General features: G+C 59.7%; 20 protein-coding genes and 4 pseudogenes. 14 read left to right on the forward strand and 10 right to left on the reverse strand.

What is annotated here, in order from left to right; all coding sequences use genetic code 11:
- Positions 1–447: 447 nt before the first annotated feature.
- The 3 genes from IVB36_RS14240 to IVB36_RS14250 all read right to left on the reverse strand — a co-directional run bounded on the left by IVB36_RS14240 (position 448) and on the right by IVB36_RS14250 (position 3,496).
- Complete coding sequence (locus IVB36_RS14240; protein ID WP_247391932.1) at positions 448–1,716, reverse strand: PLP-dependent aminotransferase family protein; 1,269 nt, start codon at positions 1,714–1,716, stop codon at positions 448–450.
- Between the two features lie 108 nt (positions 1,717–1,824).
- Positions 1,825–2,373, reverse strand: coding sequence for a VOC family protein (locus IVB36_RS14245; protein WP_247391935.1), 549 nt, complete (start codon positions 2,371–2,373; stop codon positions 1,825–1,827).
- A 946-nt stretch (positions 2,374–3,319) separates the two neighbouring features.
- Entirely contained in the window at positions 3,320–3,496 is a 177-nt protein-coding gene (locus IVB36_RS14250; protein WP_247391944.1) for a DDE-type integrase/transposase/recombinase, read from the reverse strand.
- 432 nt (positions 3,497–3,928) lie between these two features.
- Here IVB36_RS14250 and IVB36_RS14255 point away from each other — a divergent pair.
- Both IVB36_RS14255 and IVB36_RS14260 read left to right on the forward strand, forming a co-directional pair.
- A pseudogene (locus IVB36_RS14255) lies at positions 3,929–4,072 on the forward strand (IS3 family transposase); the annotation flags it as partial.
- A gap of 338 nt (positions 4,073–4,410) precedes the next feature.
- The gene (locus IVB36_RS14260; protein ID WP_247391946.1) at positions 4,411–4,881 is read left to right on the forward strand and encodes a hypothetical protein; all 471 of its coding nucleotides are present in this window, start codon (positions 4,411–4,413) and stop codon (positions 4,879–4,881) included.
- Positions 4,882–5,063: 182 nt separating this feature from the next.
- Here the strand turns inward: IVB36_RS14260 and IVB36_RS14265 are convergent, their stop codons facing one another.
- Entirely contained in the window at positions 5,064–5,486 is a 423-nt protein-coding gene (locus IVB36_RS14265) for a flavin reductase family protein (RefSeq protein ID WP_247391948.1), read from the reverse strand.
- An 8-nt stretch (positions 5,487–5,494) separates the two neighbouring features.
- On the opposite strand from IVB36_RS14265, the gene IVB36_RS14270 reads away from it, so the two are divergent.
- The 9 genes and pseudogenes from IVB36_RS14270 to IVB36_RS14310 all read left to right on the forward strand — a co-directional run bounded on the left by IVB36_RS14270 (position 5,495) and on the right by IVB36_RS14310 (position 14,122).
- A complete protein-coding gene (locus IVB36_RS14270; RefSeq protein WP_247391950.1) occupies positions 5,495–6,766 on the forward strand; it encodes an alanine racemase in 1,272 nt (423 codons plus the stop codon).
- A 196-nt stretch (positions 6,767–6,962) separates the two neighbouring features.
- Entirely contained in the window at positions 6,963–7,265 is a 303-nt protein-coding gene (locus IVB36_RS14275; protein WP_247391952.1) for a BsuBI/PstI family type II restriction endonuclease, read from the forward strand.
- 357 nt (positions 7,266–7,622) lie between these two features.
- Positions 7,623–8,687 (forward strand): annotated as a pseudogene (alr, locus tag IVB36_RS14280) (alanine racemase).
- A 59-nt stretch (positions 8,688–8,746) separates the two neighbouring features.
- Positions 8,747–9,877, forward strand: a pseudogene (locus tag IVB36_RS14285) (D-amino acid dehydrogenase); the annotation flags it as partial.
- Positions 9,878–9,997: 120 nt separating this feature from the next.
- Positions 9,998–10,852, forward strand: a complete 855-nt coding sequence (locus IVB36_RS14290) for an amino acid ABC transporter substrate-binding protein (RefSeq protein WP_247391955.1) — start codon at positions 9,998–10,000, stop codon at positions 10,850–10,852.
- Positions 10,853–10,864: 12 nt separating this feature from the next.
- Positions 10,865–11,587 (forward strand): amino acid ABC transporter permease, encoded by a 723-nt coding sequence (locus IVB36_RS14295; protein ID WP_256467252.1) that lies wholly within the window; start codon positions 10,865–10,867, stop codon positions 11,585–11,587.
- The gene (locus IVB36_RS14300; RefSeq protein ID WP_247391982.1) at positions 11,584–12,237 is read left to right on the forward strand and encodes an amino acid ABC transporter permease; all 654 of its coding nucleotides are present in this window, start codon (positions 11,584–11,586) and stop codon (positions 12,235–12,237) included. Before IVB36_RS14295 ends, IVB36_RS14300 begins: the two co-directional genes overlap by 4 nt.
- Positions 12,238–12,272: 35 nt before the next feature.
- A complete protein-coding gene (locus IVB36_RS14305; protein WP_247391984.1) occupies positions 12,273–13,001 on the forward strand; it encodes an amino acid ABC transporter ATP-binding protein in 729 nt (242 codons plus the stop codon).
- Positions 13,002–13,015: 14 nt separating this feature from the next.
- Entirely contained in the window at positions 13,016–14,122 is a 1,107-nt protein-coding gene (locus IVB36_RS14310) for a GntG family PLP-dependent aldolase (RefSeq protein WP_247391958.1), read from the forward strand.
- Between the two features lie 43 nt (positions 14,123–14,165).
- Here the strand turns inward: IVB36_RS14310 and IVB36_RS40420 are convergent, their stop codons facing one another.
- A complete protein-coding gene (locus IVB36_RS40420; protein WP_247391986.1) occupies positions 14,166–14,267 on the reverse strand; it encodes a hypothetical protein in 102 nt (33 codons plus the stop codon).
- Positions 14,224–15,336, reverse strand: coding sequence for an IS66 family transposase (locus IVB36_RS40425; RefSeq protein WP_247391960.1), 1,113 nt, complete (start codon positions 15,334–15,336; stop codon positions 14,224–14,226). Before IVB36_RS40425 ends, IVB36_RS40420 begins: the two co-directional genes overlap by 44 nt.
- 1,131 nt (positions 15,337–16,467) lie before the next feature.
- On the opposite strand from IVB36_RS40425, the gene IVB36_RS14325 reads away from it, so the two are divergent.
- A complete protein-coding gene (locus IVB36_RS14325; protein ID WP_247391962.1) occupies positions 16,468–16,620 on the forward strand; it encodes a hypothetical protein in 153 nt (50 codons plus the stop codon).
- A gap of 545 nt (positions 16,621–17,165) precedes the next feature.
- Here the strand turns inward: IVB36_RS14325 and IVB36_RS14330 are convergent.
- The 3 genes and pseudogenes from IVB36_RS14330 to IVB36_RS14340 all read right to left on the reverse strand — a co-directional run bounded on the left by IVB36_RS14330 (position 17,166) and on the right by IVB36_RS14340 (position 22,056).
- A complete protein-coding gene (locus IVB36_RS14330; protein WP_247391963.1) occupies positions 17,166–17,423 on the reverse strand; it encodes a DUF2274 domain-containing protein in 258 nt (85 codons plus the stop codon).
- Positions 17,420–17,854: pseudogene (locus IVB36_RS14335) on the reverse strand (TrbI/VirB10 family protein); the annotation flags it as partial. The gene IVB36_RS14330 and the pseudogene IVB36_RS14335, both read right to left, overlap by 4 nt.
- A gap of 206 nt (positions 17,855–18,060) precedes the next feature.
- Positions 18,061–22,056: a strawberry notch C-terminal domain-containing protein gene (locus IVB36_RS14340; RefSeq protein WP_247391964.1), complete on the reverse strand. Its 3,996-nt coding sequence runs from the start codon at positions 22,054–22,056 to the stop codon at positions 18,061–18,063.
- A 178-nt stretch (positions 22,057–22,234) separates the two neighbouring features.
- Between IVB36_RS14340 and IVB36_RS14345 the strand changes: the two genes are divergently transcribed.
- Entirely contained in the window at positions 22,235–22,723 is a 489-nt protein-coding gene (locus IVB36_RS14345; RefSeq protein WP_247391965.1) for a hypothetical protein, read from the forward strand.
- A gap of 40 nt (positions 22,724–22,763) precedes the next feature.
- Here IVB36_RS14345 and IVB36_RS14350 read toward each other — a convergent pair whose 3' ends face one another.
- Positions 22,764–24,443, reverse strand: a complete 1,680-nt coding sequence (locus IVB36_RS14350; protein WP_247391967.1) for a DNA-binding protein — start codon at positions 24,441–24,443, stop codon at positions 22,764–22,766.
- Between IVB36_RS14350 and IVB36_RS40430 the strand changes: the two genes are divergently transcribed.
- Positions 24,330–24,584, forward strand: coding sequence for a hypothetical protein (locus IVB36_RS40430; protein ID WP_247391987.1), 255 nt, complete (start codon positions 24,330–24,332; stop codon positions 24,582–24,584). The two genes, IVB36_RS14350 and IVB36_RS40430, sit on opposite strands and share 114 nt — an antisense overlap.
- The last annotated feature ends 46 nt before the right edge of the window (positions 24,585–24,630 follow it).

A 24,630-nucleotide genomic window follows, 5' to 3' on the forward strand; every position in this document is an offset into this window, starting at 1 on the left:
TTTTGCTGTCCAATCCCATCCGAAACCTCCGTCCAAGCCGGAGGCTTCTTTCGCACGTTCATTCGAATTCTGAAGCAAGGGTATCGGCTTCGCGCTTACTGATAGCTAGCGTCCCACTGCCAACAAAGACGCTAGACGAGGTTGATGGGGCTGCAGATTGCTGTCTATCACAATCGCCTATTTCGCAACTCGATGAGACTGGCACAGATCCCTCCTAACGTGCGCCGTGGCCATAACAAGCAATCCGCGAGCCGCGAACGAGGCAAACTTGTCTTCAACGGTCACGCGGTCGATCACTTCAGAACAATCCCCCCGGGACTCAGGATCTCGCGCCAATTGACTATTTACGTACTGTGGCGCGTAACCCGATCGAGCGTCTGGTGCTGCGTCTGAATACCGCCATAGGTGCGCGGCTGGCGTCCACCAAAGGAAAGCGATCGACTATCTTCACCCCCGGGCCCCTCCGTCGCGCAGCCTCAGCAATTTCTGCTCCAGGCGCCGCGCTACATAGTGACCCAAACCTGTCACACTGGTTCGGATTTGCTCGGGAGTAACCGCGCTAAAAGCTAATCGTATCCTGCAGTCTTGAGAGTTATCCAACGCGAAGAAGCTCAACGGCGTAACGATGACATGGTCACGCCTTGCACACTCGTCTGCGCAGTCCGCGCCAAATCTGAAAGGAAGATCAAGAGTTAGAAAGAAGCCACCGGAGGGACGGCTCCATCGAATTTGATCAGAGAAAGGCGAAAATACACTGTCCAGCTCACACAACATAATGTCGCGATTTTCACGGTACCAATCCAGAGCCGGTCGTATCCAATCGCCTAAACGTCCTCCGTTTTGAATCAAGAGCCCCGCGACGATCGCTTGGGCAATTTGGCTCGTATTGACGGTAACGAAGCTCTTGCGCTGGACCAGATCTTCCCAAAGCGACCGACGAGCAGCAGCGTCTCCAAACATCGTGTCGGGCAGGCTTGCAGCTCCGACGCGAAGAGCTGGGCTTATTGTCTTCGAGAATGTGGAAAGGTAAATAACACTTCCGACCTCATCCAAAGCGGCCATCGGGGGTACCGGATCGCCGTCATACCGAAACAGCCCATATGCGTTGTCCTCTAAAACGACGAGCCGGTGTCTGGCGCACACTTGGAGGATGTTGCGTCGCTCGTCTGCATCGAGAACACGTCCGGTCGGATTGTCAAAATCGGGGATAAGATATATTGCCCGGGCCTGTTGACTTTTCTGGCGCAATTGCAGCACGGCGAGCTCGATCGCGTCAGCAAGGCAAGGTTCTGAATTGGACAACGCCGCGGCAGCGACTCCTGTAGCCTTGGCTGCACCGATCGCACCGATATAGGTGGGATTGCAGACCAGCAGCACATCCGACGGCTCCGGACAGAGCGCCGGCAGGCAGAGGGCGACTGCTTCCTGGCATCCTGAGGTGATCAGTACGCGGTCCGCGCTCGCCGGAACCCCCTCATCGCATTGCACCTGTTGCGCAACGAGCTCGTTGATGATGCCGGCCGTTCGTCCATACTGCAGCAAGTGAGCCCATCCGTGGGCGCCCCCGTGACCACCAACTGAATCGTTTTGATACACGTTCACCGCGTTCAACAAAACCTGGGGATTGAGCCTATCGAAGAACCGGTCACTCGGTCTGCCTGACGCTAGCGAGACAGCTGACGGAAACAGACTGGAGACTTCGTTCAGGAAGTTCATTACTGATTTTTGCGACCTGACATTCATCCTGGAGTCTTGGAAAAGCGTGGAAGGATAAAATCACACCGGTGTCCGACATGACTCATCGAGGTGTACACGTCCTATTGCTCAATATTTTCCAGACTGCTCAAGTTGGTCGAAAAGCTGCTGGACATTCGATTCGAGAAAGCCAGTCTCTCCGCCTCGATGAATGATTTCGAAGCTAAGCCCCGTTTCAATGGACCGACTTGAGAAGGCCTGCGTCAATCCAGGACCTCGAATCACACTCGTATCGAATCCCAAGCCACGAGATTTTAGAGCCTCTACAGCAGCATCGACGTCATCGACCTCAAGAGCGATATGAGCAACTCCAACGCCGTGATGGCGCACGAGCTCTGAGACCTGAGACGTCGGTTCAGTGCCTTGGCACAGAACAAACCTGATTCCTCGGGTCTCAAGCTCGGCAGATAGCATGCCGGTCGCTCGACCCTTGATGTGAAACCGGCATTTCAATTCAAAGCCCAGCACGTCCCGAAAAAACTCAATAGAGGCTTCAAGGTCGAGCACAGCAATCGCAATATGATCGATCCCGCGAAATTGTGACAGCGAACTCCCGCTTGTTCGGTTGCCATCTATAACGGCACCCTGTTTGGCCTTACCAGCGGTGGTCTTGGGCATAACATCCTCGCTCTCACTCGCAGAATTTGAACAGCGAAGCGACCCATCGCGAACGACGCTGCTACCAACAGATCAGTTCCGTTCTAAGATCAAGATCCCTCACCATCCTTTGCTCGAGTTCCGACAACTCAGCCTTATACCTGGCCACATCCAATTGAGCGCGAAGGAGCTTCGCTTTGAGCTCTTCTCGTAGCCTTAGGGCTTCTCGGAATTCCGGCGACTCCAGCATAAGTAAAGAGCACATGTACTAACCAGTGAAATGAAGGCAGCCGACCAGCGCGGTCTTTCGAGACCGCGCGGGGCAGAAGGTCGACTGTCGGACCGCCTCATCCGGCTCATCGCAAAACCTACATTACATCCGGACTTGGCGGGCGTCGCTGCCGCCCTCCAAAATCCGCAGCAACCAACGGCTCTGCCCCGCGTCCCTAGCAATCAGTGTGCCGCAAAAGGGGTGGTGCGAGTGTTGCTTAAAGAATGGCAAAAACCTCGTGCTTCGCACTGAGGCGGCGGGCTACGCGCCAGCCTTACTGTCGGACGTCCTACATGCACGTCTTCAACCGGACACGGCTCATCACAACGACACGGACCGTCAGTGAAGAGATCACCTCTGGTGCCGTTGGAACGTGTTCCCGCAACCATGATTGAAATGGACCCCGATTTTAGGACCGGAGGCTTAGTTGGAAAAGGGCCGCTCCGTTTGATAGACGGAGGGCATGATGACGAAAAGACACGACGGAAGATCGACGCGGCGTTGAAGGCAAAGATCGCGCTGGAAGCCGTGCGGGAGTAGGCGACGGTGGCCGATCTGGCCAGCGCCATGAGGTTCACGCGGACCAGATCTATGCCTGGAAGAAGCAACTGCTGGACCAGGCGGCCCGAGCTTTTGACGCGGGTGTCCGGCGGGAGAGCGAGGACGTGCGCGAACGCGAGGCCACAAGATCTATCCCTATCTGCTGCGCAACATGACGATCGTGTTGAAAATCTCCGGCGTGCCGTACGTCGCCAGCGCCTCTTCCAGAGCCGCCACGCAGAACGAGACGTCCATCGTGTTCGACAACCGCCACGCCAGAACCGCACGGCTCGCCCAGTCGATGACGGCGACGAGATAGAGAAAGAAAGCCACGGCCGATGGGCAAATACGTGATGTCGGCCGCCCACACCTGGTTTGGCCGGTCCCGGCGCCGGCTTCGTCGTGTTCGGCTTCGGTCCCAGCGCCGCGATGCCCATCTTGCGCATCAGGCGCTGCACGCGTTTGCGATTGACCTGAAGCCCCTCAGCCTTCAGCATAGTGGTCATTCGCCGCGAGCCCAGGAACGGCCAGGCGGTGAACAGCTCGTCGATCCGCTGCATCATGGCAAGGCCGTTGTCGTTGGCCGGCCGTGGCGGCCGGTAGACCCCAGAGTGCGCGATGCCAAGCAACATGCATTGCCGGCGGATCGACAGCGCCTGGGTCGGCGCGATCGAGCATTCCTCGACGGTCCGGCGTGCTCATCTTCCGGACCTCCGTGCTAAAAAATCGCGCTCGACTGTCAGTTGTCCGATCTTGGCGTGCAGCTTCTCGATCTCCGACCAGGGCAGTCAGTTCACCAGTGCGCCTTCACCCGGCGCGTTGGCCGGCGCAGGGATCAAGATCTCCATGGATGGCCGCGGTCGTTGGATGGACAACGTCTTCATCGAGCGGCTGTGGCGGTCGCTCAAGCAATGAGGACATCGTGTGCTGTGGAAGTCAGGCTTCGGCATGAAGCCTGACGAAGCTTTGTCAGAGATGGAGGAGGGCCCTCCGAGGTCGGCCTGCAGGGGAAGACTTCAAACCAGTCCGAGCTGCGAGGGTAAAGAGCCCTGGTGGTGAGCGTTGGAAGAATAGGCGGAGGAAACTCCGTCAGGTGAGGTCCGAGGAGACGAACGTAAGTAAACCGCTGATGACGTGTCGTAACATGTTCTATCGACGTCGAAACCGGGATCAGGATGTCTATCCCGCGAGCAAGGGTTGGGGGGGAGCCTGCTGACTGCCCAACCGGCGTCCGGCATGAAGGCGGCGTGACCTCGGATCAGGCTTTGACAAGGAACACAGGAACCTGTCGCTCCGATGTGAAGGGAGGACTCCAAGCGGCCCGTCGCCGCAAGGAGCAGAGTACCGATGCGGAGCACAGGGGCGGAATCGAACCCTCGCCTATCCAGCTGAAAGTACGTCAATTTTTGATTGAAGGCGTTCCAGTGTACCCGCCAGTGGACCTAGCGCTCTTGGCGTCGCTGCCAGGGTGCGACACTGTGCCGCCGTACCCAAGTCGCGTGCGTATCACGCGTTCTGCGAAAGAGATCATCAGCACCGTGCTGTGCGCTATCGCACGCGAAGAGGACCGCCCGCCTTCTGGCCTTCGCCGGCCTCTGGACAAATTGGACGAGCGTCCGAAAGGCAAGGCGGGCATCCTTGAGTTCATCGGCAATACTCAACGCGAAATCGCGATTCTGGATCGACAACTGCTTGCGGGCTTCAACTTGCACGACTAGCCATAATCCAAGAATGAGCGTTGCGGCCAAAATACGCGTATGGCCCTAGCCCAGGCGCACGAGGCGTGCGCAGCGCGCTTCACCATCTAAATCCTGCTGGTCCGCCATGGAGCAAACAGGAGAGCCTGCGGCAGCGATCAGGTTGAAATCGGGCGAGAGCCGATCTCGACATACTCGGAGTTTTAATATGCGAGGCCAGACAGCCGCTGGGACAGTCCGACGTCGACGAGGCGTCCGACGACGATCCCGTGCGAATACCGTTCGATGATCTCGTCGACTTCGCATTCGAGTGCAGCCAATGCCTCGCCAAGCAAGGGCACGCCACTGGCACCTCTCGTCCAGGAGAAACCGTCGAAACGCTCTTTGCCTTTGAATCGGCCATTACTGAAGCGTTCGGCAATGTCGCGTTGATTCGCGCCAAGGATATTCGCTCCAAAGGTCCTGTGGCGCGCAATTAGAGAAAACGAGGAGGCTTGCCTGTTGATGTTGACGAGAAGCTGCGGAGGATCGACGCTGAGCGAGGTAACCCGTTGAAGTTTGCGGGGACCCAGCGCGGCCCCTCGATCTTTGTCTGGCTTTTCACAGCCGTGTACGAAAGAAGACATCGCGCGCCGTGGCGCATGGCGAGCTGTTTCAAAGCGTAATCAGGCGGTTCAACGCGTGGGGAGCGCTGGCATGGTCGTTGCTCTCGCAGCCGGCAACAACGGCGCTGGCTACTCCCCTTCTGGCGCGCGAGGAATGGTGCAATATGAGCTTGGTAAGATCATTGGAAAGTGCGGAAGTTGATGCCTTCTATACGTTCGATGAGGGGCGTCTTGCATCCGTCACGCGCGAATTCACCGAGCATTTCTCAGGACGCGTGCTGTATGCGGTGAAGGCGAATCCGTTGCCCAAAATTCTTCACGCGGTCTCTCGCGCTGGAGTGGCCGGATTCGACGTGGCGTCGCTGGCCGAAGCCCGCCTTGTCCATTCGACTGTTCCCCGGGCCTGTTCATGGTTCATGAATCCCGTGAAATCTCGTCGCGATATCGAACGGACGTTCCGAGATCTGGGGGTTCGCGACTATGTCATCGATTGCGAAGCCGAGCTGCGGAAGCTCCTTGAGGTGCTGCCGTCGCATGATCCGGAAATACGAATCTACGTCCGGTTCAAGTGTAGCGGGACGTGCGCCATCTTAGACTTAAACGGCAAGTTTGGTGTCTCGCCCGCCGAAGCGAGCCGTCTGCTGGGTCTCGTCAACGCGCAATCGCGCTGGACCACGGGCTTGGCCTTTCACCCAGGTTCCCAAACGATCGTTGTCGATCCGTACCTGCATGGCATTCGGGCGGCCGTCGACATTATTGAAGCTGTTTCTCCGGCTCCCACAGCGCTCGATATTGGTGGCGGCTTTCCCGGCCATTATCTGAACGTCCCCTATAACTCTCCCTTGAGCATGCTCTCCGACATCACGAAACTTGTGCGCGAAACGGATGCACTGAAGCGTGTTGAACTCTTGTGTGAGCCCGGACGAGCACTGGTTCATGATAGCATCTCTTTGTTTTGCCGGGTGATCTTAAGAAAAGACGGGGCGCTCTACTGCGGCGCGGGCATCTACAGCGGGCTCTCACCTGCCCGGCAATATTTTCTGCTCCCCGCCCGTGCTTGGCGTGGGGGACGGCTGATCCAGACTGAGGAGTGGCAGGACTTCATCATCTTCGGCCCAACTTGCGACGGCACGGACAGGCTTGGATTCTCGTATTCACTGCCACGCGATTTGCACGAAGGCGATTGGATTGAATTCCAGAATGTGGGCGCCTATACGCAAATGGCGAGATTCAACGGGTTCTCGGTCGATAAGATCGTGGCTGTAGGGCAGGATGAACTTACCGTGTTGCCCGCCGCGTAGTTGCTCATGAACATACTAATCAGGTGAATTCTAAAGTTCGCCACATAAAGTCTGGTGGGCTTTGTGGTGGCAGAAGTTGGCGATGTCTCGTTTTCTAACCAGAGCGAACTGGCATAGAATGAGCCAGTGCATGGCGAAGCGGTAGGGCCTCGTGACCTCGCAGTGGCAATATCAAGTTAGGTTTGATGTCCGCGATATGGCGCACATCACGCTCGTCCGCAAAGGCGCTTCCGCCGCCGACGACCGACTGCTGGTCACCTTCCCCAACGGCGAAACGCGGCGGATGAAGCCCGGCCCCAGCTCCGACATCACCAAGGCGGTCATCGAGGAGTTTGCTCCGAAGTTCCTGGTGAATCCCGCTGTTCTGTTCGTCACCGAAAGCGGCAACAAGGTCATCGAGATGGACGATCATCTCGCGACAACGATCGGGATCGACATTAAGACCGACAAGGCTCTTCCCGACGCGGTCTTTGTGGACCTGGCTCCGGCCCATCCTTAACGAGCGCCGCAAAGAAGCGCTCCAAGCTCTTGCTGCCGCGACAGGCTTTCCGACAGAGCATCTGTGCTTTGTAACGGCTTTTCGGGACCGCAGCGCTGCTCGGTTCAAGAAGGCCGTCGATGCGTGCGCCTGGTGCAGCTACCCGGAATGCAACAGGCGGACCGTGTCTCGTCCCTTGGGACCTGCAAAAGTAGCAGCTTTACCGCGCCAAAGCACTAGCGGAATAATCAAGCAACGAATGCGCGGCATTTGCTCGATTATTGCGCTACGCCTTTCGTCATGCAAAGCGAAAACAAATTCGACCGAACTGCTCCGCAGCCGCTTGTAGATGGGGAAGCACAGGGCTTTCGCGGCTACATGACCGTCGACTTGACCGCACTGCGCCGGAATTTTGAGCGTATCGCAGCTTTGGCGAACCCGGCCAGCGTTGCGGCAGTCGTCAACGCCGACGCCTATGGTCTGGGTGCCATCCAGGTGGCGAGGTCATTGCTCGATGCAGGCTGCAGACACTTTTTTGTGGCGCAAGCGGAGGAAGCCATTGCGCTGCGGCCTCATCTTCCAAACGACGCTCAGCTCTTTGTGCTGAATGGCCTGCTGCCCGTCGCGGAGCCCGCTTGCGCTTCAGCCCACATCATTCCCGTCATCAACGCCTTATGCCAGCTTCAGCGGTGGCGCGCTCGGGCGCGTCGAAGGTAGGCGTCTGCCTGCTATTCTACAATTCGATACCGGCATGTCACGGCTCGGATTTGCGCCCGCCGAGCGCGCTGTGGTGCGCATGGAAATAGCGCAATCACCGGAACTCGAGATTCTCTACGTGATGAGCCATCTCGCCTCTGCAGATGAGCCCACCAAGGGGCAGAATGCTGCGCAGCTTGCAGAAATGCTGATGGTGACACAGGAATTTGCCCCGGTACCATTCTGCTTTGCCAACTCGGCTGGCGTACTGATGGGCAAGGACTATCACAGTGCTCTTGTCCGTTCGGGGATCGCGCTCTATGGCGGCGCGGCGCAGGCAAGTGTCGCAAATCCGATGGAGCCAGTCGTGAGCCTCTCGATTGCAGTTGCGCAGACCCGCACGGACCGTGCGGCACGCTGGTCGGCTACAGTGGAACGCACGTTACCACCGGCAGCACCCGGCTTGCCACTCTTTGCGCCGGCTATGCTGACGGTCTCCCACGGAGTCTGAGCGGTCGCGGGGCCGTCTACTACCGCGGTCAACGTCTGCCCATCCTGGGTCGCGTCTCGATGGACAGCATGACAGTCGACATCTCCGGTCTGCCTGATGATGCACTCGGTCTCGGAAGCCTCGTCGAAGTGATCGGTCCTCATCAGACAATCTAGGCGCTGGCAGCTGACGCGGGCACGATCGCCTACGAAATTCTCACAGGCCTCGGTTCTCGCTTCCGCAGAGAATATCGCTGACGCGATCGCGGCAAATGCCTCCCGTCGCTATCGTTTAAACAGAACATTGGACCGAAACGATGAAAGTCACGATTTTAGGCGCGGGCGTTATCGGCGTCGCAACCGCATATCAACTTGCAAAGCTCGGGCACGAAGTCGTCGTTGTCGATAGGCAGTCGGGTCCAGCACTGGAGACCAGTTATGCGAACGCCGGGGAGGTCTCCTTTGGCTATTGTTCGCCTTGGGCTGCCCCTGGAATCCCTATGAAGGCCGTCAGGTGGATGCTCATGCGGCATGCGCCATTGATCCTTCGCCCGAAGCTTGATGCCGCGATGCTATCTTGGCTTGTCCGCATGCTGTCCAACTGCACAGCCAGCCGGTATGCCCGCAACAAGGGACGGATGCTCCGTCTGGCGGACTACAGCCGCAAGGCGCTTGCCGAGGTAAGGGCGGAAGCCTCGCTTCACTATGACGAGCGCATGCAGGGAACCCTGCAGCTGTTTCGAACACAACAGCAGCTCGATGCATCAGCAAAGGACGTGAAGGCTCTTGCAGCAGATGGCGTTCCATTTGAGGTGCTCGATCGAGACGGTTGCGTTCGGGTCGAACCCGCATTGCGCCATGTTCGCGATCGAATAGTCGGAGGACTTTTGACTCCGAAGGACGAGACCGGCGATTGCTTCAAGTTCACCAATGCACTGGAGCAGAAATCCGCTGCATTGGGCACGGATTTCCGTTACGGACATTGCATCAATGGACTGGACATCGAAGCCGGCCGAGTGCGTGGTGTGATCACCGATCGCGGGGCTATTCGTTCGGACGCGGTCGTTGTCGCACTGGGAAGTTATTCGCCGCTTCTCCTCAAGAAAATAGGAATCAAGTTGCCAGTCTATCCTGTCAAGGGATACTCGCTGACGATTCCCATTACCGACACTTCGCGCGCTCCCGAATCGACGGTCATGGACGAGACATACAAGATTGCGATTACCCGCCTCGGGGATCGCATTCGTGTCGGCGGAATGGCCGAAATCTCGGGTTACACCAATGACCTCGTCGAGGCACGCCGGCTAACGCTGGAGTATTCCGTGATGGATCTGTTTCCCGGTGGAGATCCCAAAAAGGCGTCCTTCTGGTCAGGGCTACGACCGATGACCCCGGATGGAACGCCAATTATCGGCGGGACCAGAATTAGTAATCTATTCTTGATCACGACCTGTTGAGCAAATATCCCTTTCCAAGCGAACCCGCGGTTCAATATTAGGCAGATGGATAAAAAAGGGAGGGGTTTAATGAAAGCATCACATCGGCGATCGACAGCTCGATGGTCGGCCGTGGCCGGCCTCTTGGTATGGTCTATATCAAGTGCCGTCCATGCCGATGCTGCGGAGCTGTACGGCACGCTGAAAAAGGTGAAAGAAAAGGGACACCTTGTCATCGGCTTTCCTGAAAGCTCGCCCCCCTTCGCATCCTACGACGCGAGCAAAAAACCCGCCGGCTATGCGATTGATATCTGCATGCGTGTGGTGGATACGATCAGGCGCGATCTCAGCGCACCAGACCTGCAAGTTAGTTTCGTTCCAATCAACTCGAGCACGCGTATGGCGCTTCTCGCGAATGGAACAATTGATTTGGAATGCGGATCAACGACGAACACCCTTTCCAGGCAGGAGCAAGTCGATTTTTCGATGATGCACTTCTTGTCATCGACGCGTTGTCTGGTGAAGACAGGAAGTGACATCAAGGAAATTGACGACTTTGCAAATAAGGTGGTCGCACTGGCTCAGGGCGCCAACACTGTTGGCGTGATCAACGGTTGGGTCGAGAAGCTAAAGCTCCCGAACGTGAAAATCCTCAATATTTCGAATTTTTCGGAAGGACTCCTAGCTGTCGATAGCGATCGAGCCGACGCGTTTTGTTCGGACGACGCGATTCTCTACACTCTGAGACAAAGATCTCCAGCTCGTGATCGTCTACAGGTCGTAGGTCGCTCCCTCTCATTCGAGCCCTACGGGCTAATGATGCGCCGCGACGATTCTGAGTTTCGGCTGACCGTCAATAAGACGCTCGCCGAACTATTTCGCTCAGGTGAGATCACGAACCTCTACCACAAATGGTTCGACCAGTTTGGTATTCCACTTAACGAGAGGCTTGAGACCGTCTTCCAAGCGCAAGCACTCGCTAAGTAACGGCCAAGCAGAATGCTCTCTTACAATTGGAATTGGAGTATTCTCTTCCGGCAACCCTACCTTGGATGGCTGCTGGAAGGCCTGCGTCTCACGGTCGTTATGGCGGCGGTAAGCTTCGTCCTAGCGCTTGCGATCGGTGTCTTAGTCGGTATGGCCCGCACTGCTCCATCGAGACCCATTCGCGCACTAGGCTGGGTCTACACGGCCCTCTTTCGGAACGTGCCATTGCTGATCCAGATGTTCCTATGGTTCTACGTCTTTCCAGAGCTCCTGCCCTCCGACGTCGGACGTTGGCTAAAGCGGGATCTGTATGAGCCTGAGGTCACGATAGCTGTTATGTGCCTCAGCTTCTATATGGCTGCTCGTGTGGGCGAACAGATACGTGCCGGCATTCAGTCGGTACCAAAGGGGCTTGTTTCCGCGGCTCTCGCCACTGGACTGACCGTCAATCAGATCCGTCGCTACATCGTCATGCCCATCTGCTTGCGTATCCTGATTCCGCCGTTGACGACCGAGCTGCTGGCTACCTTCAAGAATACATCGTTGGCACTTGCGATTGGAGTACTGGAGATCACCGCACGCAGTCATCAGATCGAAAGTTCTACTTTCCACGGATTTGAAGCATTTGCTGCAGCTACCGGCCTCTACCTCGCAATCAGCTTGTTTACGCTGTCGCTTGTTTTGCCACTCGAGAAGGCTGCGCGTCTTCCCGGGATGCTAAAGGGGCGAAGCTGATGCTGTCCTTGGATTTTGGGGTCATCGGACCGAATGCAGCCTTCCTTTGGGAGGGAATGAAGACAACGCTCTGGCTCACCTTGCTCTCGATCATTGGGGCTGCGATCCTGGGTAGCCTCATTGTGCTGGCGCGGCTTTTTGGCCCATTGCCATTGCGGCTGGTCGCTTTTGCGTATGTGAGCCTCTGTCGCTCCTTGCCGCTAGTGCTCGTGGTGTTCTGGTTCTACTTCATGGTGCCGCTGGTTATCGGTCGACCGGTGGGCCAGTTTTTCTCCGTCTTGATCGCGTTCGTCCTGTTCGAGGCAGCTTACTTTTCAGAAACAATGCGGGCAGGCATTCAAAGCGTGCCCCGTGGGCAATTGGCAGCCGCCATTTCGACTGGGCTGACGCTGCGTCAAAGTTTTCAGTACATCGTCCTGCCCCAAGGCGTGAGAAAGATGGCGCCCATCTTTCTGACGCAGTGCATTATCCTCTTCCAGGACACTTCGGTTGCATATGTGGTCGCGTTAAATGACTTCCTAACATCAACTTCCATTGTCGCTCAAAGTGAGGCTCGGCCGATCGAAATGTACACATTTGCAGCCGGTGTTTACCTCGCAATCTGCCTTTCTATTTCGCTCCTTGTGGAGAGCCGAACGTGGCATTGGTAGTAAACCAGCGCGAGTCCGCGCAAGCAATTGACGTGATGGTGAGATTCGACGACGTCAGCAAGTGGTATGGTAAAACTCAGGTTCTATACTCTTGCACGGCGCAAATTCAACGAGGCCAAGTTGTCGTCGTTTGTGGTCCGTCGGGCTCGGGCAAGAGCACCCTTATCAAGTGCGTGAATGGGCTTGAGGAGTTCCAGAAGGGAAGCATAGTTGTCGACGGAATTTCCGTCGGCGATCGGCGCGCCGATCTGCAAAAGCTGCGGACCACAACCGGAATGGTTTTCCAAGCATTTGATCTCTATCCACATATGGACGTCATCACCAATGTCTCGCTGGCGCCGCGGCTCGTGCTGCGGATGTCGCGCGAGGAAGCAGAGCAACGTGCAGCCGAACTGCTCCTCCAAGTTGGGTTGCTTGATCATGCGAAGAAATACCCGGCCCAACTGTCCGGTGGCCAGCAGCAACGGGTTGCCATCGCGCGAGCACTCGCGAACAGGCCGGCGGTAATGCTGTTCGACGAGCCGACCTCTGCGCTGGATCCCGAGATGATCAACGAAGTCCTTGACGTGATGACGGCACTCGCGGAGCGCAAGACAACAATGATCGTCGTGACACACGAATTGGGATTTGCGCGCCGAGTCGGAGACCGCATCGTATTCATGGATGCAGGTCGGATTGTCGATGACGTCGCTAAAAACGAGTTTTTCGCAGGGAACGCTAGCGACCGTGCTCGAGACTTTCTCTCCAAGGTACTCCAACACTAACCATTGAGGATTTGATGCCGTTGGTTGACTTACGCAGCGACCTCTTGGCCGGTCCTACGCCGGAGATGATCGAGGCAATGATCGCCACCGCGCGCGCGCCATCGAGCTATGGTGCCCGCGAGGACCGGCATGTGCCAGAGTTGGAAGCGCTGACAGCTCAGACCCTTGGGACAGAAGACGCGCTGTTTTTTCCGACTTGCACGATGGCAAATCAGGCGGCACTCATGGTCCACTGCCGGCCCGGCGACATCATCATCGCGGATGCGGAGTCTCACGTCGCGGAGTTCGAGGCTGCTTCGACGGCGGGGATCTCAAATGTCGCCGTACTTCGGGTTACTGGAACTCACGGACACTTGTCGCCTGCGCAACTAGCCCAGTTGCTCGACCAAAATGAGGGCGAAGCCATGCGAATTTCGATGGTCTCACTAGAAAACACGCATAATCGCGCGGGTGGGACGGTCATGCCTGAGGGCTGGCAACAGCAGATCGAGAAGGAATGTCGTGCCCGGGGTATTGCCATCCATCTCGACGGCGCGCGATTGTGGAATGCGGCGGCCTATGCCAAATGTGAGCCGCTGGCGCTTGCGAAGGGGGCAGACAGCGTTGCGGTCAGTCTAAACAAAGCGTTGGGTGCTCCGTTAGGAGCGATGCTCTGTGGCAGCAAAGCTTTCATTCGGGATGCAAGCCGCGTTCGACGAATGTTGGGTGGAAACTGGCGCCCTGCTGGGATCGTTGCAGCACCGGCTCTTATTGCATTGAAGACTATGCGGCAGCGCATCGTTGACGATCACGCGAATGCGCGACACTTGGGTACGATGCTCGCCTCCGAACATAGTTGGCTGTCGATTGATCTTGATTCACTCCAAACCAACATCGTCTTGCTTAAACTTCGAACTAAGCAGATGAACGCGTCCAGCCTTACCAAACGTTTGGCGGAAATGGGCGTACTTGTCGTCTCGTATGGCGATCGGTACGTGCGCTTAGCCGTCTACTCGGGAATAGGCCAAGATCAAATCGACGAAGTTCTGACGGCATTCTCGCAGATAAGCAGAAGCTTGACTGCTGACTATTTTGCCGGGAGCCGAGACGACCGCAAGGCTAATCATAGGAGGATCTCGTAAACTGCTTCGCACCTCGACCAAAAGTGAGCGCTCAGCCGGGACCCTATCGGGGTTGGCTTGACGTTTTGCGGAATCGCCACGGCATGAGGTCTTCGATGCGGCTATCGGGATGACCGTCGATGATTGTCTCGAGTGTTTCGGCAATGTAGGCGGCCGGGTTGATGTCGTTGAGCTTGCAGGCGGCGAACGATGGAGGCAAGCAAGGCCCAATTTTCAGCCCCGACCTCATGCCCGGCGAAGAGAGCATTTTTTCTGGTCAGGCAGATTGGTCGGATGGCGTTCTCGACAGGGTTCGTGTCAAGCTCGAGGCGCCGGTCTTCGAGGAAGCGGGTCAGCCCTTGCCAGTGATTGAGCGCGTAGCGGATGTCCTCGGCGAGCGTCGAACCACTGGAGATCATCGACAGCTGCTTCTCGAACCAAGGCTTTAACGCTGCGACCATGGGCAGCGAATGCTCCCTGCGCGCGGCCAACCGGATGTCCGGCGATGAGCCGCGCACCATGGCTTCGATAGCGTAGAGCTGTGCGATGTGCTGAACGGCGGCCTCGGCGATCGGCGATTTGCTGTTGCGGGCCAGTTTGACGAAGCGACGAAGCGCCGCCGCAAATGGCTCCAGCAATGCACGAGCGTCCACGGCCCCTGCGATCGAGCGACTTCGGTCAAGGCCGCTGTGGCCGCGGTGGTCGGAGACGATCGCCCAAAAGTAGCCTTTTTTGGTTTGGCCACGCCCGGGATCGAGCACCGGTGCCGTGGTTTCGTCCATGAACAGACGATCTGCCCTCTCCAGATGGCGGCGCATGTGGTCCGCTGCGGGTTGGAGATGGAAGCAGGCGCGGCCGGACCAGTTGCCCAGTGTCGCCCGATCAAGTCGGATCCCCTGGCGCGCATAGATCTCGGCCTGACGGTAAACGCGCCGCTCATCGCGCAGCTGCTGCGCGTCGCCGACGTACGATTCGTCAACGCAGTGCCCCCAGGAGCAGTCTCCTATGTAATCGCCGGCGCGACGCTGGCGCTCCCGGTTGCCGAATTCATAGAGCCGACCACCGAGCGCACCCGGCTCACCAAAGAGATCGCCAACCTTGGCGCGGGGACCAACAAGCTCGCCAAGAAGCTCCGGAACGCGGACTTTGTTGGTCGCACCCCAGAACACGTAGTTGAGGAGCCCCGTGCGCGTCTCGCAGAGGCCGAGGCTACCAAGTCGAACTGGAAGCGGCACTCACGCGGTTGTTGGCCGTCTGGGACTGATGGACGCTGTAGTTGGAGGTGTTCCCGGTTGGGCATGCCTCGACAGCCGACTATCAATCGCGACCTTCGCCAGCAGCAAGGGTTCGTCCGCTCGGCCCAAAGTTGCCCGGCAGCAACGACCAGCCGATGCTGCTGATGCCACCGAGGGCAACCGGGTCGGCTTGAGACGACTCTCGCATCCGCGAACCCACATTGTCATTGCTGCTGCGTCTTGCTCAAGGGGTCTGCTGGTTTTGGGACAGTGCACATGAATCCATTCCGGTTCGTACGTCGCTCCTGCGCGCCGCTTACATCGTCAACAATTTAGCGAATCGCATTGGCCCGAATCCTGCACTCCTGCGCCTCATATGCAGCGGCAACAGAATTGATCAGGAGCACGCTTTGTGTCCGAACTTAAGATTGCGACGGCGCCCCGCAGAGAAACGAAAATGGAAATCTCAAACGCGAACAATTCGCACATCCCTGATGGCAGGGTTTGGAAATAACGACCACGAGAGGCTGTATTGTCGGATGTTCTTATTGTCCGCGGCACAAGTTTGCAGAGCGTCAAAGTGCAGTCTCTCGTTTAAAATACCTTGGAGTTGAAGACTTCAAGCGTAGCACGTGTACCGACAACTGTCGCCATTCATTTTTCCGGCTATTCCGAACCCTGGCTCAATCGGGATTGTACCAAGATGGTCGAGCAGGCTCACGCGTGCGGCCATGAGATCCGGATCTATACGACGCTTGTGGGAATGAACGAGCGCGATCTACGATGCTTGCAAGAGCTGCGGTTTAAAGCGTTTGTGGTCCACGTATTTGATGACGCGAGCATATGAATAGCCGCTTTCTCCGGCAATCTTATTTCGATTTGTTCCCTTAATTAGTGGACGCGGACATTCCCTCGGTCCAATTCCTAGCCTTCGCCGAGATCCACCCGGATCTCGTCAGGCTAATCCCTCCGGAGACGCTGGTTCGCAGGGGATCCCTGATCAGCAGGGCTGGAAGCGTCGATCCCAGGATTGCTGAATCCCGAGCGCCCCCAGCCGGCGCTCTCAGATGTGCCGAAGGAAGACACTAACGCAATGTTCTTCTGCCCAACGGCGACGTCACACTCTGCTGCATGGATTTTGAGAGGCGCCATGTACTGGGCAATCTCCTGCGCGATCAGTACAAAGAGCTCTTCGAAGGGCACGATTTTCGACGTAAAATGTGTGAACACGCGAGGCCAATATTGAGAATCAATGAAGCAACATTTGCCTGTCGTCCAGATTAGTGACGAGCCCAGCATGAGACGCCTGAATCAACGCTGTGCTTTCGCTCGCGCGAGCTCATAAGACAGACGGGCGTGAGGCCAACACGCCCTCGACCGGGCCGCCAATACGTTGAAGTGGGATGCCGCGCGCCTTCGATGCCATTTTGGTTCTCTAGGTCAGCAGCTGCGGGCGATTCCAAACCCTGAGTAAGCTCCTCATTTCGAGTTTCGATGCTCACAGGGCGGCGTGCGCGTTGTGTGCTGTGGCGAGTCGCTCGGCCGGCCCGGGACCGGAATTCCCAAGCTGCTCACCAGCAAATTGGGGGTGTTCCGACCTAGCCCGCTGCTTCGCCATGATGTGGTAGTCGACCGGCTTGTCAGCTTGGTCGGCATTGGTGGGGGTACCCTGCCGGCCTTGGAAAGTGCGACGGGCGCGGCTATCCGGGAGTCACCTTCCGCGAGGTGCATGATGCCGAGGGGCCGACGCGACTGAGCTTGCGCGCTTATTGGCGGCAGGCCAACAGCAATCCATCCCTCCGTCCGTTTCTCGACCTGCTTCGCGAGCGCTACCCGGATCTCTCGGCTGCTCCAGGTGCGTACTGAGCATTATTTCGCCGTGCCTTCGCAAAGGCTCGGTCGGTCGCCATGAAGCGCTCGATCATCGGCCCGATCAGTTTGGCGGGGTCGGTCGGCGTCGTTAAGCCTGCGCTACGCGTCAGGATGTCTGCGTAGCTTTTGAGATCCCTGAAGACCGCCGCCGGCAACTCGATCGTGAGCTTGACGGGTTTGTCGTCTTCAAGCGGGCCAAGCTTGAGCTTCGTCATGGCGTTCCTCCCTTTCCGTGCGGCGCCAATACCAAATCCCGCGTAACGATAACCCGCACCGGGAAACCTGGCCGGATAGTCAGCGTCGGTTGGATGTTGAGCTGGCGCTGCACGATCTGCTGGCCGGTCTGGCTGATGCTGTTGGATGCGCCGCTGCGGATCGCTTGAACGAGATTGTTCTCGTTCTGGCTCGTACCCGCCTCGGCTCCGACGCTGAGCATGGTCGAGAGGACCGCGGCCTTGAACAGCATGCCCCAATGGTTGTCGACCTCATCCTCGAGCCCGGCATAACCTCCGGTATCGGCGCCGGGCTGGCGCTCCAGCACGATCGAGTTGCCGTCCGGCATGATGATGCGGGTCCAGACCAGGAGAATGCGGCTCTGACCAAACGCAACCGAGCTGTCGTACTGGCCGATCAGCTTGGCCCCCTGGGCCGACGCGGCATCGGTCCATTTGCCCGCGGGTCTCTTCACCGATTCCTTGAGCCGCACGAACATCGAGCGGCCCGGCGTATTGCGGACGTCGCCCACCATCCAGTAGCGGCCCTGGCGCCGCCCGTTGGACAGGTAATGGCGGCACACCGCCTCGGCGTCACGCGCGAGACGGCGGGCCAGTTCGGAGGCATTGTCGCGGGCCATCAGGCGGCCTCCCGCTCGCCGATGCGCTTGAGCGGATAATGGTCGAGCACCTTTGCCAACACCCCGGCGCCGGTCGAGTCTGTCGGCACGAACATGCGCAGCTTCCACGAGATGATCTCGCTGAAGAGGCCAAACGTGCGCAGCCGGTCACGCATCGTATCGGTAAAGCCGGACAACTCGATGCGATGGGATCCCATCACGCGAACACGACGGAGTTGCAGATCTTCCGCGAGGTCGATGACGGCGCGCCCCTCCAGCAGCGCCGAGAAGGCCTCCTGTGGGGTCAAGCTGCTGACGCCGGTGGCGCAAGCGTTCGCCGCCCAGGCTGGCGCGACCCTGCGACCAATGATGCGCTCGCCGTCGTCGGTCTGGAGACGATAGACACGGGTCGAATCGTTCGGGAGCCGCTTCCAGATCGGCAACAGCAAGCCGGCGACGATGTGGAGGGTGCTCTCGGCGAACTCGGGGACGTCGACGACTTCACCGTTCCATGCCGCGGCGAATGTCTCGCGATCCGCAGGCTGCCAGTGGCTCTCGTGCATCATCATCATTGAAGCATGATGGTGCTCCATCGGACGGATCAGCCGCACGCGGCTTTCGATCTCGCCGTCATCGAGCATAAAGCTCGGCGCGGGGGTCTGCACCGCGGCACGTCCCGAACGCTCGTTGACCAGTAGCACCGCCCGAGCATCGGCAAGATAATCGAGCGCGTGATCCAGCGTCACGGGGCGATTGCGCCGGCGTTCGGTGATCGTGAGCAGCCGGGTTTCCGCGCCAGTCGCAGGGTGCGTGCGGATCGGGCGCCGATCGGTGACGACAAAGCTCTCAGCCTGCAGTGTCTCCAGGCCGATATCGTAGATGCCGCTGGCGATAGCGCCCTCGACCTTGGCGTTCAGCAACTGCTCGAAGGCCGTAAACAGCACACCTTGCAGGTCGATGGTGAGCGCGAGCAGCCGGTTCAGGAACGTCGTGATCGGCGGCAGTTCGTCCTTGATGCCGTTCGCGTCCGTGAGTTTCAAACCCGTGGCGTCTTCAAAGATCTGGAGCGAGCAGCCTTCCACCTTGCCGCGCACGAGCAGCAGATAGAGCTGCCGCAGCGCAGCGCGGGCGTAGTGGCTCTCAAGATTGTCCTCGGGCCGGAACAGGCCCTGGCCGCCGGTCTGGCGCTGGCCGCGCGTGATGGCGCCCAGCGTGTCGAGCCGGCGCGCAATGGTCGAGAGGAAGCGCTTCTCCGCCTTCACGTCGGTCGCGATCGGCCGGAACAGAGGCGGCTGCGCCTGATTGGTGCGGTTCGTTCGACCGAGACCCTGGATCGCGGCGTCGGCCTTCCAGCCCGGCTCGAGCAAATAATGGACGCGAAGCCGGCGATTCCGCGCCGAGAGTTCGGCATGGTAGCTGCGGCCCGTGCCGCCAGCCTCCGAGAAAACAAGGACGCGTTTCAGATCATCCATGAAGGCGGCGGTCTCTGCGAGATTGGCGGAGGCTGCACGGTTCTCGACGGCAAGGCGGCCACCCTTGCGCACCACGCGCCGCGATCGGCCGGTCACTTCCGCCACGAGGTCCGTGCCGAAACGCTGCACGATCTGGTCGAGCGCGCCGGGAACAGGCGGAAGCGAAGCGAGCCGCTCGATCAGCTCATTGCGGCGGGCGACGGCATCGCGGCTCTCGACCGGCTGGCCGTCGCGGAAGACGGGCCGGGACGAGAGATTGCCGTCGGCGTCGGTAAAGGGCTCATAGAGCTGCACCGGGAAGGAATGGGCGAGGTAGTCCAGCACGTACTCGCGCGGCGTGATGTCCACGCGCACGTCGTTCCATTCCTCGGTCGGGATTTCGGCGAGCCGCCGCTCCATCAGCGCCTCGCCAGTCGACACGATCTGGATGACGGCGGCATGGCCCTCGGCCAGATCCCGCTCGATCGAGCGGACCAGGGTCGGCGTCTTCATGCTGGTGAGCAGATGGCCGAAGAAGCGCTGCTTGGCGGACTCGAAGGCTGAGCGCGCGGCCGACTTCGCCTGACGATTGAGCGTGCCAGTCTCGCCGGTGATGTTGGTGGCCTGCATCGCCGCGTCGAGGTGATTGTGGATGACGCTGAAGGCACCGGCGTAGGCGTCGTAGATGCGCCGCTGCTCGTCGGTGAGCTGGTGCTCGACGAGCTCGTATTCGACGCCGTCGCCGTTGAAGTCGGAGCCCAACCATTGAACAATCTGCCGGACGCGCGAAAGCTTCTCGCCGCGGTCGTCGGACCGCAGCGTAGCGTAGGTTAAAAATAGGACGCCTTCGGCCAACCGGATCTCGCGCCCTTGAGGGAAGCGCGAGAGCGGCGTGACGAGCAGGCGCTCCATGCCGAGCGCCGACCAGTCGCGCTGCGCGTCCTCGAGCAGCTTGTCGGACTTCGATATCCAGACCGCCTTGCGCCGGCCCTGCAGCCAGTTGTCGAGAATGATGCCGGCGGACTGACGCCCCTTGCCGGCGCCGGTCCCATCGCCGAGCATGAAGCCTCGACGGAAATGGACGGCGTTCGGTGCGTCGTCGCGGGCGGCCGTGACGAGATCGAAGGTCTCGTCAACCGTCCAGGCGCCGGCGAGATAGTTACCATGCGCCTCGCCGGCATAGATGACCGTCTCAAGCTGGGCATCTGAGAGGACGCCGCCGCTGACGAGGTTGGCCGGCAGCCGGGGCCTGTAGCTCGGCTTCGGCGGCGCGACCGAGGCCATCGCGGCCGACTGCACCAGCTTGGTCGGGTGCGCCTGCGCGCCGGGGATCCAGATCGATTGGAGCCGGTATTCTTCGTAGATGGCATCGCTGAGGCGCGCGCCCTCGGGCGGCGTCCAATCGATCGTCTCGTAGACAAGATCAACCGCTTCGGGGTCGGCAACCGACGCCTTGGCCGGCTGGGCGGCCGGCCGGGCGAGATAGCCGCGCACGGTGCGAGGCGCCGGCGAGGCTGAAACGGGAAGCGCGCTGGTTGATGCGACTGGCAAGCGAGCTGGAGCGTGCTCGCCGATCCAACGGAGCAGCGTCGCGACGTCGGGCGCCATTCCAGGCGACTCCGGGAACGCGTGCGGGTCATCGGCCGGCGTCTTGTCAATGATCGTGAGGCGCGTCTCGATCGTGGTGCCGTGCTTGGCATAGACCGCGCCGGCGATCGCCGCGGTGAACACCACGCGGCCGCGATCCTGCAATCGGGTGAAGGCGTCGCGCCAGACTGAGGCTTCAGGTGAGAAGTTTGCGCCGGTGATCGTGACCAGCCGGCCACCATCGGCGAGACGCGCCAGAGCCGAGGCGATGTGACGGTACGCAGTGTCGGCCATGCGGACGGAAACGTTCGCCATTGCCGAGAACGGCGGGTTCATCAACACGACACTCGGGACGACGGCGGGATCGAGGTGATCGTCGATTTGAGCCGCGTCGAAGCGCGTAACGGAAATGGCCGGAAAGAGGGAAGAGAGCAACATGGCCCGGGTTTCGGCCAGTTCGTTCAGCACTAGACCGCTCCCGGCGATCTCGGCGAGGATGGCGAGCAGCCCGGTGCCAGCGGAGGGCTCCAGCACGCGGTCCGCCGCCGTAACAGCGGCCGCGGTCAGCGCAGCCAAGCCGAGCGGAATCGGCGTCGAGAATTGCTGGAAAGTCTCGCTTTCGGCAGAGCGGCGCGTGTGGGTCGGCAGAAGCCTCGCGATCTTGTCCAAGGCGGACAGTCGTGAAGCGGGATAATCGGCTTTACGGAACAGCGCCTTTCCGTATTTGCGCAGGAACAGGAAGGTGGCGACCTCGCAAGCGTCATAGGCCATCTTCCAATCCCAGGCGCCTGTCGCATCGGACGCGCCGAAGGCCTCTTGCATCGCCTCGCGCAAGAGCGCGCTGTCGATGCGTCGGCCATACTCGACATGCGGGAGAAGCTGCTCCGCCGCAGCGATGATGGCGCGGGCATCCTCGGGAGCGCGCGCAGACGAGTTCGGAGCGGCCTCGTCGGCCGCAATCGAGAAAAGGTGGTTCATGAAGGGAAGCCTCAAGGAGAGCGGAACGGGCAAGCCGGCCGGCGCTCTCTCTCGGACCGCACCGCCTCAAACCCGTCCCGGCCCGCCTCTCACTCTCTGCCAGATGCCTTGAAACGTTGCGGGCAGGAGATTACTTGACCTCTGTCAGGGTCGCTGCGCGCTGTGCAGCAAGAACCGCTTGTGGCGCGAGCCTCAAGAGCTGAATGGCCTGGTCAACAGGCTGCCGCTGACCTGCCTCCGCGCCTGTGCACGGGGCGCGGGTCTCGGCATGCGGTTCACGAGCCCCGACAAGACCATCGAACCGCTTCGCACAATGAAGGAGGATTTGATGGCTCAAATTCTGAAGTTTCCCACCAAGAAGATCGAACCGGTCACCGTTCGCAGCGGGAGTAAGCACCGTATCAGCGTCGAGGTGCTCGATGATGTTCGGCCGCGACGCACGCGGTGGAGGGTTCAGTTCGAGATCCAGGAAGCGGCAGGGTTTGCTGCTTTGAAAGGCTTTACCGATCGCGCCGTAGCCCAAGGCTATCGACATCGCTTCGAAGTAAGCCACACGCGGGCGGTACGGCGGTTCGTGGCGGAAACGTCCGGCCTCGTCGCCGCCGGCAGGATCGCGATCTGGATCGACGGCCTGAAGGTCCAGCCACAGATGGCTCGCAGCGCATAAAAATAGGCTGGGGCGAAGATCGTCGCCCCAGCCAGTGCTTCTACTCGGCAGCAATCATGCGCGAATCGTCCGCCTGATCGGCCGGAGTTTCCTCGTCGTCACGGCTAAGGAATTCCGGCAGCGCCTCGCCATCGCCCTCGGGTTCGGCGGCGTCGACGCTCGCTGCCTGGGCCGCGCCCGTCATTCGCAGGGGCTCGGGCAGCCAGCCGGTCTCGGCCAGAAGGCGTTCGGCCTCTTTGGCCATGTCACCCTTCTTCAGATGGTCGAGGAGCTGGGCGGCCCGCTCGCCGGCACCCTCCAGCACCGCCTCCAGGATGCGGCGCTTCGGCACGCGGCCGAGATAGTTTTCGACGGTCGGGCGCCAACCGGACCCCACCATGTTGAGGTCGACGGCCCGGGCGATGCGATCGGCCTCGGTGATCCGCTGCTCGACCATGTGCTGGGTGGCGCCGCCGCCGTAGCGGTCGCCTTTCTCGTAGAGCGCGTTGACGCCGAACGAGGCGCAGTGCGCAAAGAGCGCCGCCTGCTCGTCGCCCGTGAGACTGATGAGCCAGTCCCAGAGATCGGCCTTGTCCTTCGGCAGGCGCTCCTCCCACGCCTTGTGGCGCGCATCGATCGCTTTGGCTGCCGGTGTGTCCTTCAGTCCCTGCGCCTGCACCGGGAAGCTGGCGCTGCGCAAGGAGATCTCCATCGCCGTTCCATAGGAGGAATACCGGGAGAAGACGTCGAGGCAGAACTTGTGCAGGACCGCCTGGAAGGCGACCGACGGCGTGGTCGCCAGCTTGTCGCGCAGCGCCAGCGTCCGCTCTGCCGTGAGCTCGGTCAGCAGGCGGTCCGGCAACGGCTTCACCCCATCATCATCCTCGTCCTCGGGCTCGGCAACTTGCCCGCCGATGGTGATCACAGCGCGCTGGATAACCGGCGATGATGGTTCGGCGCCGTCAAGCGCCGCGACAGCGGCTTCGGCATCGCTGTTCTCTGGCTCGGCCGTGGGCACTTCGTCCTCGGACCGGACGTAACCACGATCCACCAAGAGCGCACCTTGGGCGTCGATGCCGACGAAGACACCCGCGCGGGCGACGTCGGCCGGCTGATAGATGACGGGCCGATCGTCGAAGGCGGCGAGAGCCGTCTCAATTTCGCCGAGTCGCTGGTCAATCTCGTCGGGCAACTCATCCACGCTCTCATGCTCGGCTTCGAGCCTGGCGTATTCGGCCTTAAGCGCCTCGATGGTCGCCTGCTCTTCGGCCGAAAGATCAGCAGGCACGCCGTCCAGCTCGCGCAAATCGCGAGTATGGCCGTAGGGGAAGTCGATGGCGACCTCGATCCACCTCCAGCCTTCGGCGGCGATCGTTTTCGCCTCCGCTTTCAACTTCTCAGCGACCAGACGGTCGAGCAGAGCGACGTCCTCGAGCCAGCCGCCGTCGTCGGACTGGAACAGGTCGCGCAGCACCACGCCACCGATCGCCTCGTAGGCGTCGAGGCCAACAAATACGGCGCGCCGGTCGGAGGCGCGCACCGTCTTCTCCGTCAGCATGCGGCGGATCTGATAGGGCTCCTTCTGCCAAGAGCTGGAGATAGCCTGCCAGACCTGCTCCTGACGGCCATGATCCGCGGTGACGGTGAAGGCCATCAACTGCTCAAGCGACATGCCGTCCTCGGCATAGATGTCGAGCAGCGCGGGCGAAACCGAGGCGAGTCGCAGGCGTTGCTTCACCACGTTGACCGAGGTGAAGAAGCCGGCGGCGATGTCCTCTTCGGTCTTGCCCTTCTCGCGCAGAGCCTGGAACGCGCGGAATTGGTCGAGCGGGTGCAGCGGTTAGGTTATGCGTCAACTGTCCTGTTAGCTGCATGGCGTTGATTCTTTTACCTTTCTGGTTACGCCTTGCATTTTGGGTGTATCTTTG

Source organism: Bradyrhizobium sp. 35, from assembly GCF_023073215.1.
In the GTDB taxonomy this organism is placed as follows: domain Bacteria; phylum Pseudomonadota; class Alphaproteobacteria; order Rhizobiales; family Xanthobacteraceae; genus Bradyrhizobium; species Bradyrhizobium canariense_D.